This is a genomic window from Bacteroidales bacterium (genome assembly GCA_012517825.1).
Classification (GTDB): Bacteria; Bacteroidota; Bacteroidia; order Bacteroidales; family JAAYUG01; genus JAAYUG01.
This window is the reverse complement of the sequence record JAAYUG010000042.1, coordinates 1-12358: the sequence shown is the minus strand read 5'-3', so window position 1 is coordinate 12358 and position 12358 is coordinate 1. Positions and strand designations below refer to the sequence as shown.

Below are 12358 nucleotides of genomic sequence, written 5' to 3'. Positions count from 1 at the left end.
GAACGGAAAACTGTTCGTGAACCGCCTCAAAGGTGAAGTAGGTTCCGAAGTTGAGTTTAACAAGGTTCTTCTTATTGAAAACGACGGAAAGGTCATAATTGGCAATCCGGTCATTGAAGGTGCTGTTGTTTCAGCCAGAATCCTTGATCACCTCAAGGGCGATAAGGTGCTTATCTTCAAAAAGAAACGCAGAAAAGGCTACAAGGTACTCAAAGGACACAGGCAGTATCTTACACAGATTGAAATAGAAGACATTCTGGAAAGCGGAAAGGCTAAGAAAACTGCCCGGAAAGAAAAGGCTGTAAAGGCGGAAGAACCGGTTACCCCGACGGAAGCTGAAGCAGTTGCCCAGCCATCCGCTGAGGAAACTCCTGCACCGGCCAAAGCTCCCAGGAAAACTTCCAGGGCCAAAGCTCAGAGCAAAGAGGAGGGAGAACCGGAAGCCACAGCCAAACCGAAGGCAAAAAGGGCATCCAAAAAATCGGATGAAGAAAAATCAAACGAATAAGACGAATAGTCAGTTTTAAATTATACTGATATGGCACATAAAAAAGGCGCAGGTAGTTCCCGTAATGGCCGTGAATCAGAAAGCAAGCGGCTGGGGATTAAAATTTTCGGCGGACAAATTGTGAAGGCAGGAAATATTATTGTACGGCAGAGAGGTACTGTCCATCATCCGGGAAGAAATGTCGGCATGGGTAAGGATCACACCTTGTTTGCCCTTGTTGACGGCAAAGTGGAATTCCGGAAGAGAGCCAAAGAACGTTCCTACGTGTCAGTGGTTCCTCTGAACGAATAAAATTATGCGGGTTTTCCGCACCGTATTTTCTCCTGATATTTCCTGTTCCTCAGGTGTCAGGAGTTTTTTATTTATATACAATCGGCTATGTTGACACTTACAGTAATCAGGGACAACCGCGACGAAGTCATCCGTCGGCTGGCGAAGAAAAAATTTACCAATACTTCTTTGATTGACCAGATCATTGCTCTTGACGATCAGCGAAGGGCTCTGCAGGTGCAGAGCGACCAGTTGCAGGCCGAATCAAACCGGTTGTCGAAGGAAATAGGTATTCTGATTAAGAACGGAAATCCGGCCGGAGCCCAGCAGGCAAAGGAGCGAACAGCACGGATTAAAGAGGAAGTGAAGGGCCTGCTTGACCAGATGGATGAAGTGACAGCCCGGCTTCAGGAATTGCTTGTGCAGATTCCCAATCTGCCGCATGATTCTGTTCCGGAAGGGGACGGGGCTGAGTCGAATCTGAAAGTCAAAGAAGGAGGCCTGATGCCTGTGCTTCCTGAAAGCGCCCTGCCCCATTGGGAGCTTGGAAAAAAATACAATATCATCGATTTTGAAACCGGCACCAAACTTACAGGAGCGGGTTTTCCTCTGTTTCGTGCAAAGGGAGCACGGCTGGAAAGGGCATTGATCAATTTCTTTCTTGATGAAGCCATCAAAGCCGGGTACCAGGAGGTACTGCCTCCCCTGATGGTGAATGAAGACAGTGCGTTTGCCACCGGCCAGCTTCCCGACAAGGAAGGGCAGATGTACCACGTACCCATAGACAATCTTTATCTGATTCCCACTGCCGAAGTGCCTGTCACCAATATTTTCAGGGATGTTATTCTTGAGGCGGATGAATTGCCGGTAAAAACCGTGGCCTATTCCCCCTGTTTCAGGAGGGAAGCGGGTTCCTACGGCAAGGACGTACGGGGACTTAACCGGGTACACCAGTTTGATAAGGTGGAAATTGTTCAGATTGCTCACCCCGACAAGTCCTATAAAGCCCTCGATGAGATGGTGGCTCATGTTGAAATGCTGGTCAAGAAGCTTCAGCTTCCCTACCGGATTATGAGGCTTTGCGGGGGCGATATGAGTTTTACCTCGGCTCTCACCTATGATTTTGAAGTGTATGCTGGTGCGCAAAAGAAATGGCTGGAGGTAAGCTCAGTGTCCAACTTTGAATCCTTTCAGGCCAACCGGCTGAAATTGCGGTTCAGGGAAAACGGAAGCAAGAAGACCCAGTTGGCCCATACACTCAACGGAAGTGCTCTGGCTTTGCCCAGAATTGTGGCCGCCATCCTCGAAAACAATCAGAGCGACCGCGGCATTGCGGTTCCTGCCGTGCTGATCCCTTACACCGGTTTTGAGTGGATCGACTGATGGCCGCCTCATGTGCCGGTAAATTCCTGGTATAATGCATCATCAGGCAAAAGCATATCTGTTTGCGGGGCTGACCATCCTGTTTTGGTCGACGGTAGCAACCGCCTTCAAAATTGCACTGGGGTACATGGATTTTCCCGTCCTGTTGCTTTACAGTTCCATTACCTCCCTTGTTGTTCTGTTCATTGTTGGCTCCTTTTCACAGGGGCCTGCGGGTTTGTTCCGGCAATCGCGACAAAATTACCGGCATTCTGCTCTCCTGGGTTTTTTTAATCCCTTTCTCTACTACCTCATTCTCTTCAAGGCATATTCCCTTCTGCCGGCGCAGGTAGCCCAGCCTCTGAATATGGTCTGGCCTGTCGTCCTGTCGTTTTTATCGGTTCCGTTTCTGAAGAATACCATCACCCAGCGCAGTTACCTTGCCCTGTTCATTTGTTTTGGCGGAGCTTTTTTAATTGCCACACGCGGCAATCTGTCAGGCTTTCATATTCAGGATCCTGCCGGAGTTATCCTGGCCCTTGGCAGTTCCATTATCTGGTCCTTCTTCTGGCTTTTCAATGTTAAGGATTCCCGCCCCGAAGAAAGCAAGCTTTTTCTCAATTTTCTTTTTGCTTCGCTCTACATTGTGCTTTTTACCGCGTTCACCGGCCGTCTGGTATGGCCTGGCTGGAAGGGATTTCTGGCCGCAGTATACATTGGCATTTTCGAAATGGGCATTACTTTTGTTTTCTGGCTGAAAGCCCTCCGTTACAGCCGCTCTCCCGACCAGATCAGCACGCTGATGTATCTGTTTCCTTTTCTCTCCCTTATTTTAATCCATTTTGTGTTGGGCGAATCCATTTTCTATACTACCTTTATAGGACTTGTACTGATTGTTACAGGTATTTTTGTGCAGAAATATCCTATCCGAAAAAAGTCCTGAACAGATGAAGAAAATACTTCCTTCCCGGAGTTTTTTGACTGGCCGATGGCTGCTTTTCCTGCTGCTTTCTTTCGTTCTCGTTTCGTCCTGTAAGAAAGATGAAGAAAACGATCAGACCACACAGACAGATCAGTATCTCAGCGTGAAGAAAAAGATGTATTCCGTAATGAAATACTGGTATTTGTGGAACCATGATCTGCCCACAGTGAACAGTGCCAATTACAATACTCCGGAAGCCTTTCTGGATGCCCTGCGCAACAAGAAGGACCGTTTCAGTTTCATCATGGACAGAAATGAGTTTCTTAATTATTTTAACGAAGGCACCTATTACGGGCATGGAATCAGTATTGGTGCTGATGCGGAAGGCAACCTGAGGGTTGTGTTCATTTATAACGATTCACCCCTGAAGGAAGCCGGTGTGACAAGAGGATGGATTATCAAAAGCATTAACGGAACCCTTATACAGCCCGGGGTGGATGTTACTGCCTTGCTGGGCAAAAATGAGGCCGGAGTGGAAAATACGTTCGTTTTTATTGATTTGCAGGGTCAGGAGCATACCGTTACTTCCGCCAAAAAGGCGGTAGCTATCAATTCTGTTTTATATAAGGGAGTTCTGCAGGCCGGAACGAAGAAAGCAGGCTACCTGGTTTTCGAAACATTCATTACGCCTTCGGTGGCGGAACTGGACAGTGCCTTTGATTTCTTCCGCTCCGAAAATATTGACGAAATGATTGTTGACCTGCGGTATAACGGGGGAGGCGAGATGAACGTTGCCGTTCATTTGTCAGGGCTTCTTGTTTCTTCTTCTGCCGCGGGAAAAATGCTTGTAAAAATGGAGCACAATGCCGACCGTTCTTCCTATGATACCATTCTGACGGTTCCGGGCAACATGTCGTCGCCTGCCCTGAGCAGGTTGTTCTATATTGCCGGCCGCGGCACGGCTTCGGCAAGTGAGGTGCTGATAAACGGACTCAGTCCGTGGATTCCGACAATTACCGCAGGCGACAGTACATACGGAAAACCGGTGGGTATGTATGCCTTTGATTTCAAACCCGACCCATACTTCTTTGTTCCCATCTGTTTTAAACTTTCCAATGCCAATGGTTTTGGCGACTATTTCGACGGACTGCCTGCCGACTATTATGTGAACGACGATCTGACGCATGATTTCGGCAATCCGGAAGAAGCCGAACTGAAAGCCGTGCTTACCTATATCAGCGAAGGGCACTGGCCGGTAACCAAGTCGTTGAAAAAGCCTGTTACCGGATTCGGACTTGACAAACTTACCGGCATCCGTGCCGATTATAAGATTTTCTGAGGTTTATCATGGCCGGGCAGAAAATACGGACCATTCTGGGCATTGATCCGGGTACCAATGTGATGGGATATGGCATTATCCGCATTGCCGGGAAAAATCCTGAGCTTGTTGCTCTTGATGTGCTGAAACTGAAAAAAAGTGAAAATCATTTCGAAAGGCTTTCCCGGATTTTTGAATGTACCTTAACACTGATCGAAAAGTACCATCCCGACGAGCTGGCAATTGAATCGCCCTTTTACGGAAAGAATGTGCAGTCGATGCTGAAGTTGGGCCGTGCACAGGGAGCTGCCATTGCTGCTGCCCTGCATAAAAAGATTCCGGTATTTGAATACGCGCCGAGAAAAATCAAGCTGGCCATTACCGGCGTGGGAAGCGCTTCCAAGGAACAGGTGGCCGGTCTCCTTCAGCAGATGATGCATATTGATGCAATGCCTGCGAACCTGGATGCAACTGACGGACTTGCCGTTGCTGTGTGCCATTTCTTTCAGAGAAGCCCTCTGCAGAAATCGTCAACCTATTCGGGCTGGAAAGATTTTATTAAAAATAACCCTTCGCGCCTGAAATAGCTCAGCATAAAAGGCCGTTTGCTACCAGCTTTTCTTTTTTCAAAGGGCGGAATAACCTGGTTTTTTACTCCAGATATTTTCTGATAGCTGAGGCGATTGCTTCCATTTCCTCAGGAGGCAGTTTCAGCTTCGGATTGGAAAAGTTGATGTCGTCCATGGAATTCAGCGGCACCAGATGAATATGGGCATGGGGAACTTCCAGGCCGATGACAGCAACCCCTATGCGCTTGCAGGGAACAGCCTTCTCGATGGCCCGCGCTATCCGTTTTGCAAAGACCATGATTTCCGAAAGGTCGGAATCGTCCAGGTTAAAGAGGTAATCGGTTTCCTTTTTGGGAACCACCAGCACATGTCCTTTGGCCAGGGGATTGATGTCAAGAAAGGAGAAAAACTTCTCATTTTCTGCAATTTTGTAGCAGGGAATTTCTCCGCTGATAATTCTGCTGAAAATGGTAGCCATGGCGCAGGAATTATATTGAAATGTCGAGTATTTCAAGTTTCAGTGCCCCGGAAGGGACTTTCACTTCCACCACTTCTCCCACTTTTTTGCCCAGAAGCGCTTTGGCAATGGGGGTGCTGACGGCAATTTTGCCGGCTTTCAGATTGGCTTCGCTTTCCGATACAAGGGTATATTCCATTATCTGGTTATTCAGGGTGTTTTTGATTTTTACCCTGTTCAGAATCTGAACGTAGCTGGTGTTAATTTTGGTTTCGTCAATTATTCTTGTATTGGCAATCAAATCTTCCAGCTTCTTGATTTTCATCTCGAGCATTCCCTGCGCTTCCTTGGCCGCTGCATACTCTGCGTTTTCCGACAGATCGCCCTTATCGCGTGCTTCGGCAATCATGCGGCTGATAGCGGGACGCTCCACGTTTTTCAGGTGGTCCAGTTCTGCTTTCAGCTTTTGCAGACCATCGGCTGTAACATACGATGTGTTGTTCATAACTTCTTCCTCCGAAAAATTACAGGGATTGAAAAAACAAAAAGAATTCCGGTTTACCCGGAACCCTTCCATGCAAATATAAAAAAAAGTTTAAAATGTGCAACAGGAAAAATGAAAAAATAGTCTGTTTTTCAGATTATTGGAATACAAATGATCAGAAGTTATCTCTTCGTTTAAGAATTTCGGAATAAATAATAGCTTTTCTCCAGTCAACATCCTGCAGCAAGGGGTGTATGGCCTGAAACTGCTCGTCGTATGCTTTGTTTCCCTTGATTTCGGCCGAGGCAATGGATACCGAAGCGTCGGCAAATGCTTCTTTTTCGGCCTGGGATGAATAGGTTATGGTAGCCGGAATCCCTTCCTGGGAAAGAAGTTTCTCTTTTTCCCGCCTGATTTCTTCGGGTTCTGTGAGGTCTTCTCCCTGAATTGTTTCATAAACCGGTTCAGGATTGGTTTCCCCTTCCCGGTAAACCGGTTCGAATTCAGCGGTGTTGCCGGGAGCCTCCTCCGGTTCGGGCGGCACTTCACCAAAAAACTTCCGAATCACTTCCCGCGGATCATCCGGAATTTGCGTGGGGAATGGCTCGGAGAAGATGTCTCTGGCCGGTTTGCCTGCCGGCTTACCTGTTGAATCAGGTCCTGTCCCCTTTTTCCTGATCTGCGAGATGATGGCAAACAGGGTAATCAGAATGGTAATTAATACTGTTACAATACTATCGTCCATGGCGGCGTTTGGATTTGCGGTTGAATATTCCTTCCAGAGGGTTTCTCCTGGTTTTATTATCGTAATGCTTTTTTGTCAGTTTTTCGTTTTCCTTCATCCGTTGCTGTACTTCCTTGCTCTGAAGGTTGAAATGCCTTTTCCTTTTGGCTTCCTGTTCTTTGATGGCCTGTTTCTTTTGTTCCACCTTCACCTTTTCGGCCTTGTTTTTGGCCGAGCGCACCTTTCTGCTTTCCTGGCTGTAGGTGGACGGAATACAAAGTGCAAGAGCCAGCAGGAACAGAACGAAATGTTTTCCCGGATTTCTTAAGGAGTTTTTCTCTGAATTCCTTTCTTCAATATTCATAGATATGCGTACTTTTGCAAAAAGTATTTACGTGAAGAGGATTTTCTCAAAGGTAACGATTTTTTTTGTTACTTTTTTCCTGTTGAATGGAGTATCAGGTTGCGACAAGCAGGAAGAATATGTTCCGTACGTGTATGTCAATTTTTACCTCACCCTGGCCGGAGATCTTGCCAATGTAGGGGTGGGGGGGCACTATATTGTTCCCGACAAAGGGCTGAATGGCATCATAATCATCCGGAAGGATGTCTACGAATATCAGGCATTTGAGCTCACCTGCACCTACAAAGCCTTTGAACAACGCTGCAAGCTGAATGTTGACAGCGATGGATGGATTGCATCCTGTACCTGCTGTGGCTCAGAATTCGGGCTTTTCCTTGACGGATTTCCGCAAAAGGGTCCTGCCTCCAGGCCCCTGAAACAATACCGTACTACCCTCAGCGGGAACTACCTGCTGGTAACCAACTGATGTTTAAAATTTTTCCGGGGATTTTTCAAAACTTTGTTTTTCGACATTCCCGGAGAGAATTAATAACGATAGTGTTCCGGCTTAAAGGGGCCTTCAACAGGAACACCAATGTATTCAGCCTGTTTTGCAGTAAGTTTCGTCAGTTTAACTCCCAGTTGCTCAAGGTGAAGCCTTGCCACCTCCTCATCGAGCTTTTTGGGAAGCCTGTAAACGTCAACAGGGTAATTGTGCGTCCACAGGTCAATCTGCGCCAGCACCTGATTGGAGAATGAATTGCTCATCACAAATGACGGGTGGCCTGTGGCACAGCCCAGATTTACCAGGCGCCCTTCAGCCAGCAAAAAGATGGAATGGCCCTGCGGGAAGGTGTATTTATCGACTTGCGGCTTGATGTTTGTTTTTACTATGCCGGGATAGGTTTCCAGTTTATCAACCTGGATTTCGCTGTCAAAATGGCCGATATTGCATACAATGGCCTGATCTTTCATTTGTTCCATGTGCTCAATGGTAATCACATCACAGTTACCGGTAGCGGTAACAAAGATGTTGCCTTCCTTAACGGCATCTTCCATGGTAGTGACTTCAAAACCTTCCATGGCAGCCTGCAGGGCATTGATAGGATCGATTTCGGTAACCAGTACGCGGGCTCCGTAAGAGCGCATGGAGCGGGCACAGCCCTTGCCTACATCACCGTAACCGCATACCACTACTACCTTGCCGGCAATCATAACGTCGGTAGCCCGCTTGATGCCATCGGCGAGTGATTCCCTGCATCCGTAGAGGTTGTCGAATTTTGATTTGGTTACGGAATCGTTGACGTTGATGGCCGGGAACAGCAGTGTCCCCTTTTCCTTCATCTGATAAAGGCGGTGCACGCCGGTGGTAGTTTCTTCTGAAACGCCTTTAATTTCTGCGGCCATGCGGGTCCATTTTCCCGGTTCACGGGAATAGGTTTCCCTGAGTTTGTTCAGAATAACTTTTTCTTCCTTGTTTCCGGGTGTTTTGTCAAGGAAAGACGGATCTTTTTCTGCCTGTACGCCCCAGTGGACCAAAAGAGTGGCATCCCCTCCGTCGTCAACGAGCAGATTTGGCCCCAGTCCTCCGGGGAAGGTAAGGGCCTGTTCGGTGCACCACCAGTATTCTTCCAGTGTTTCCCCCTTCCAGGCAAACACAGGGATTCCGGCTTTGGCTATGGCTGCTGCCGCGTGGTCCTGGGTGGAAAAAATGTTGCAGCTGGCCCAGCGCACATCAGCACCCAGTTCACGCAGGGTTTCGATCAGCACAGCCGTCTGGATGGTCATGTGAAGCGAACCGGTAATGCGGGCTCCTTTCAAAGGCTTGGATGCGGCATATTTTTTCCTGATGGCCATCAGCCCCGGCATTTCTTTTTCGGCAATTTCAATTTCTTTCCGCCCGAAATCGGCCAGGCTGATGTCTTTGACCTTGTAAGGCAGGGATGTAACTTCTTGCATGGTTGTTGTATTCATAGTGTATCTATTGTTTCAGTTTTACAGATGCAAGCAACGAACGGGCATGCACTGCATCCCGTTCAAGTTGCCGTTTCAGTTCCTGCACATTGCTGAATTTCATCTCATCGCGCAGTCTGAAATGGAATGCTAAGGTAAGATTTTTGCCGTACAAATCCTGATCATAGTCGAAGATATGCACCTCGATGGTCTGGTGCAACGGATTGTCGCTGATGGTCGGACGCCGGCCGATGTTCAGCATGCCCTGCCGCCATACTCCGCCGGCCAGCACAGTAACGGCATATACTCCGCCGGCAGGGATCAGCTTCATGGGGTCGGCCGGTTCGATGTTGGCTGTCGGGAAACCGATGGTCCGGCCAATGCGGCTTCCTCCGGTAACACTGCCTGTAAGAGGATAGGCATACCCGAGAAAGTCGTTTGCCTGCTCAATTTGCCCGTTCTCCAGCAGTTTGCGGATTAATGTCGAACTGACCTTTTGCCCGTCAACAAGATGGGCTTCGGGCTGGTACACGTCAATGGAGTTTTGTGCGGCAAAGGTACGCAGAAGCTCTATGTCGCCCTGGCGGTTTTTCCCGAACTGATGGTCAAAACCTACCACCAGGGTGTGAACCTTTATTTTCTGAACAAGGTAGAATCGGAGAAATTCTTCGGGACTCAGGGAAGCAAGTTCCCGGGTAAAGGGTAAAACAAGCAGGTTGTCAATGCCCTTTTGTTCCAGCAGGAGTATTTTTTCGTCGAGGGTGGAGAGGATGCGGATGTTTCCGCCTTCGGGCTGAAGAACGGCCCGGGGATGCGGCCAGAGGGTGATGACAACCGACTCTCCTCCGATATTCCGGGCGATATCTTTCAGGGCGCTGAGCACTACCTCATGGCCCCTGTGTACTCCGTCGAACGTGCCGATGGTGACCACAGGCTTCCGGAAAGCACAGCATTCCTGAATATCATGAAAAATACGCACCGTTCTGTTTTTTAGGCGGCAAAGTTAGTAATTTTGAAGCGAAGCATAAAAACTTCCGCATGGTATATGTCCGTCCAAAAAAACACCTGGGACAGCATTTTCTCACCGATGCCAATATTGCTCGTAAGATAGCCGCTTCGGTTCCTGAGGTTTCTTCCCTGCCCCTGCTGGAAATAGGCCCGGGAAAGGGAATCCTTACGGAATATCTGTTGGATGCATTCGGAAAGAATTTTTATGCGGTTGAAATTGATCCGGAGGCGGCGGCCGTTTTGAAGGAACGTTTTCCGGAACTTGGAGAACGGCTGATAACCGGCGATTTTCTTACGCTTCCGCTTGAGGAGTTATTTCCTCATCAGGTAGGCCTGGCCGGGAATCTGCCCTACAATATTTCGAGCCAGATTTTTTTCCGGCTGCTCGACCATTACAGCAGAATTCCCTTTATGGTTTGCATGGTGCAGAAGGAAGTGGCCGAGCGGATTGCTTCGCCCGGAGGGAACAAAGATTACGGCATTCTGAGTGTTTTGCTGCAGGCATATTATACGGTCGAATACCTTTTTACCGTAAACGAGAAAGTTTTTTCCCCACCGCCTAAAGTGAAGTCGGCCGTAATTCGCCTTATCCGTAAGGAAACCCTTCCCGGCTGTGATTTTGGGAAGCTGAAAAATCTTGTGAAGGCGGCATTTAATCAGCGGCGCAAGATGCTGCGCAATTCCCTCTCCGCTTATCCCGAACTGCTGGAAAATTTTCCTTCAGTGGCTGAGCTGAGGCCTGAAAATCTGAGCGTGGAAGATTTTATTTCCCTGGCACAGGCACTTTAATAGGCCGGCATACGGATTCCTCAGAAGGTTGTGGCGATGGCTTCCACCGGGTTGAGGAGGGCTGCTTTCCGTGCAGGGAAGATTCCGGAAAGAATGCCGATGGTGGCCGAAATCACTACTCCCATCAGAATGTTGTCGAGGGAAAGAAAAACATAGAAGGTTGTGGAGGTTCTGATCCAGAGGGCCCCGAGAAAAACAACCACCAGGCCGAGGATTCCGCCGGCAACGGCCAGAAGCACGGCTTCGAACAGAAACTGCGTGAGGATAAAATAGTTTTTTGCTCCCAGCGCTTTCTGGATGCCAATGATGTTGGTGCGTTCCTTTACCGAAACAAACATGATGTTGGCGATTCCGAATCCGCCCACAATAATGGAAAAGATGCCGATAAACCATCCGGCAATTTTAATGACGCTGAAGATCTGGTCAAGGCCCCGGTTGAGGATGCTGGCCTGGTTGAGCGCAAAGTTGCTTTCCTGGGTGGGTTTCAGCCTGCGGATACTGCGCATGAGGCCTTCCATTTCGTCCACCATCTCCTGAAGGGCCACCCCCGGTTTGGCTTTCACCATGATGGTGGGTTCACTGCGGTCACTGCGCAGATCAATCATGTTCCTGGCAGCATTCAGAGGTATCACCACAAGGTTGTCGAGACTGCCCCCCCCGAAAATATTATTTCCTTCCTTGATGGGAACACCGATTACCCGGAATTTAAACGAACCGATCTTAAATTCTTTGCCCAGCGGGTCCTGGCCCTGAAACAGTTTGGAAGCCAGTTCATTGCCCATGATGGCCACGTTTCTTCCGGCCCGCGATTCTGCTTCGGTGAAGTAACGGCCTTTTTCGAATTCAATGGGACGTATCTGGTTGAATTCGTGGCTGTTGGCCCAGACAATGATGTCCTTGGCCGAGTTATTCCGGTATTTTACCGTAAACTGTCCGGCAACGTAAATCCCTACTGCCTGGGCAGTATTGGACCTGCGCTTCAGTTCTTCGTATTCAGAGTATTTGGGAACAGGACGTTTCAGGTAGTCCCACCACCGGTAATTCGATTCAAAAGACCAGGGCCATTTCTGTATATAGATAACATCGTCACCCAGAGAGCTGATACTGTTCCTGATGTTCCACTGGAGCGAATCGATCATGGTAAAAACCGATATGATGGCAAAAATGCCGATGGTAATGCCAAGCAATGACAGAAGCGTGCGAAGCCGGTTCACTCCCACGGCATGCCAGGCAAAAAGAAAGCTTTCCCTGAGGAGCTTAAGAGTTTTTGCATATCGGTTTTTCGGGACCTTCATAACGCATTTTTTCAGACTATCAGTTTGTAAAGGTACTTTCAATTTTTTAAAAAAAGTTTGACTGCAGGTGAAATGGTTTTAGTCCAATTATTTTAATAATTTTTCCGGTAGACTTAAGGATATTCCATACACAAAATTGCGAATTTGAATGCATACACTAACTCCACGAAATTCCAGCACTAAATTGTGAGTATGTTATAAAACATATTTTTCACCCTGCGAGATTTTTCCCTTTTTGAAATTAACCATAAGAAAGATCGACAACTTCAATCCCCTGCCCATGCTCCGGAAAGGCGACATCATCACGGCCGCGGGCTTTGAAGTGAGGGTGCTGGAAGTGGAGGGAAGTAACGGAT

15 protein-coding genes are annotated in these 12358 nt (G+C 48.1%); 8 read left to right on the top strand and 7 right to left on the bottom strand.

Going from position 1 to position 12358, the window contains the following annotated elements:
* The 6 genes from rplU to ruvC form a co-directional block, all read left to right on the top strand.
* Positions 1-508: 50S ribosomal protein L21 (rplU, locus tag GX419_02960; GenBank protein ID NLI23654.1), on the top strand; the 508-nt coding region annotated here is incomplete at its 5' end.
* A gap of 30 nt (positions 509-538) precedes the next feature.
* On the top strand, positions 539-799 hold the full coding sequence (rpmA, locus tag GX419_02955) for a 50S ribosomal protein L27 (GenBank protein NLI23653.1): 261 nt from the start codon (positions 539-541) through the stop codon (positions 797-799).
* A gap of 87 nt (positions 800-886) precedes the next feature.
* A complete protein-coding gene (gene serS / locus GX419_02950; protein NLI23652.1) occupies positions 887-2161 on the top strand; it encodes a serine--tRNA ligase in 1275 nt (424 codons plus the stop codon).
* A gap of 34 nt (positions 2162-2195) precedes the next feature.
* Positions 2196-3083: a DMT family transporter gene (locus tag GX419_02945; GenBank protein NLI23651.1), complete on the top strand. Its 888-nt coding sequence runs from the start codon at positions 2196-2198 to the stop codon at positions 3081-3083.
* A 4-nt stretch (positions 3084-3087) separates the two neighbouring features.
* Positions 3088-4401, top strand: a complete 1314-nt coding sequence (locus tag GX419_02940) for a hypothetical protein (GenBank protein ID NLI23650.1) — start codon at positions 3088-3090, stop codon at positions 4399-4401.
* 8 nt (positions 4402-4409) lie between these two features.
* Positions 4410-4967 (top strand): crossover junction endodeoxyribonuclease RuvC, encoded by a 558-nt coding sequence (gene ruvC, locus GX419_02935; GenBank protein ID NLI23649.1) that lies wholly within the window; start codon positions 4410-4412, stop codon positions 4965-4967.
* A 64-nt stretch (positions 4968-5031) separates the two neighbouring features.
* Here ruvC and GX419_02930 read toward each other — a convergent pair whose 3' ends face one another.
* From GX419_02930 to GX419_02915, 4 genes are all read right to left on the bottom strand, one after another.
* Positions 5032-5427 (bottom strand): HIT family protein, encoded by a 396-nt coding sequence (locus GX419_02930; protein ID NLI23648.1) that lies wholly within the window; start codon positions 5425-5427, stop codon positions 5032-5034.
* Between the two features lie 10 nt (positions 5428-5437).
* Complete coding sequence (greA, locus tag GX419_02925; GenBank protein ID NLI23647.1) at positions 5438-5911, bottom strand: transcription elongation factor GreA; 474 nt, start codon at positions 5909-5911, stop codon at positions 5438-5440.
* A gap of 154 nt (positions 5912-6065) precedes the next feature.
* On the bottom strand, positions 6066-6635 hold the full coding sequence (locus GX419_02920) for a hypothetical protein (protein NLI23646.1): 570 nt from the start codon (positions 6633-6635) through the stop codon (positions 6066-6068).
* The gene (locus GX419_02915; protein NLI23645.1) at positions 6625-6978 is read right to left on the bottom strand and encodes a hypothetical protein; all 354 of its coding nucleotides are present in this window, start codon (positions 6976-6978) and stop codon (positions 6625-6627) included. Before GX419_02915 ends, GX419_02920 begins: the two co-directional genes overlap by 11 nt.
* Positions 6979-7009: 31 nt before the next feature.
* Between GX419_02915 and GX419_02910 the strand changes: the two genes are divergently transcribed.
* Positions 7010-7444 (top strand): hypothetical protein, encoded by a 435-nt coding sequence (locus tag GX419_02910; GenBank protein ID NLI23644.1) that lies wholly within the window; start codon positions 7010-7012, stop codon positions 7442-7444.
* Positions 7445-7503: 59 nt separating this feature from the next.
* Here the strand turns inward: GX419_02910 and GX419_02905 are convergent, their stop codons facing one another.
* Both GX419_02905 and GX419_02900 read right to left on the bottom strand, forming a co-directional pair.
* Positions 7504-8916, bottom strand: coding sequence for an adenosylhomocysteinase (locus GX419_02905; GenBank protein ID NLI23643.1), 1413 nt, complete (start codon positions 8914-8916; stop codon positions 7504-7506).
* A gap of 22 nt (positions 8917-8938) precedes the next feature.
* A complete protein-coding gene (locus GX419_02900) occupies positions 8939-9889 on the bottom strand; it encodes a bifunctional riboflavin kinase/FAD synthetase (GenBank protein NLI23642.1) in 951 nt (316 codons plus the stop codon).
* A gap of 59 nt (positions 9890-9948) precedes the next feature.
* Between GX419_02900 and rsmA the strand changes: the two genes are divergently transcribed.
* Positions 9949-10707 (top strand): ribosomal RNA small subunit methyltransferase A, encoded by a 759-nt coding sequence (gene rsmA / locus GX419_02895; protein ID NLI23641.1) that lies wholly within the window; start codon positions 9949-9951, stop codon positions 10705-10707.
* Between the two features lie 20 nt (positions 10708-10727).
* Here rsmA and GX419_02890 read toward each other — a convergent pair whose 3' ends face one another.
* A complete protein-coding gene (locus GX419_02890) occupies positions 10728-12002 on the bottom strand; it encodes an FtsX-like permease family protein (GenBank protein NLI23640.1) in 1275 nt (424 codons plus the stop codon).
* Positions 12003-12358 lie beyond the last annotated feature (356 nt).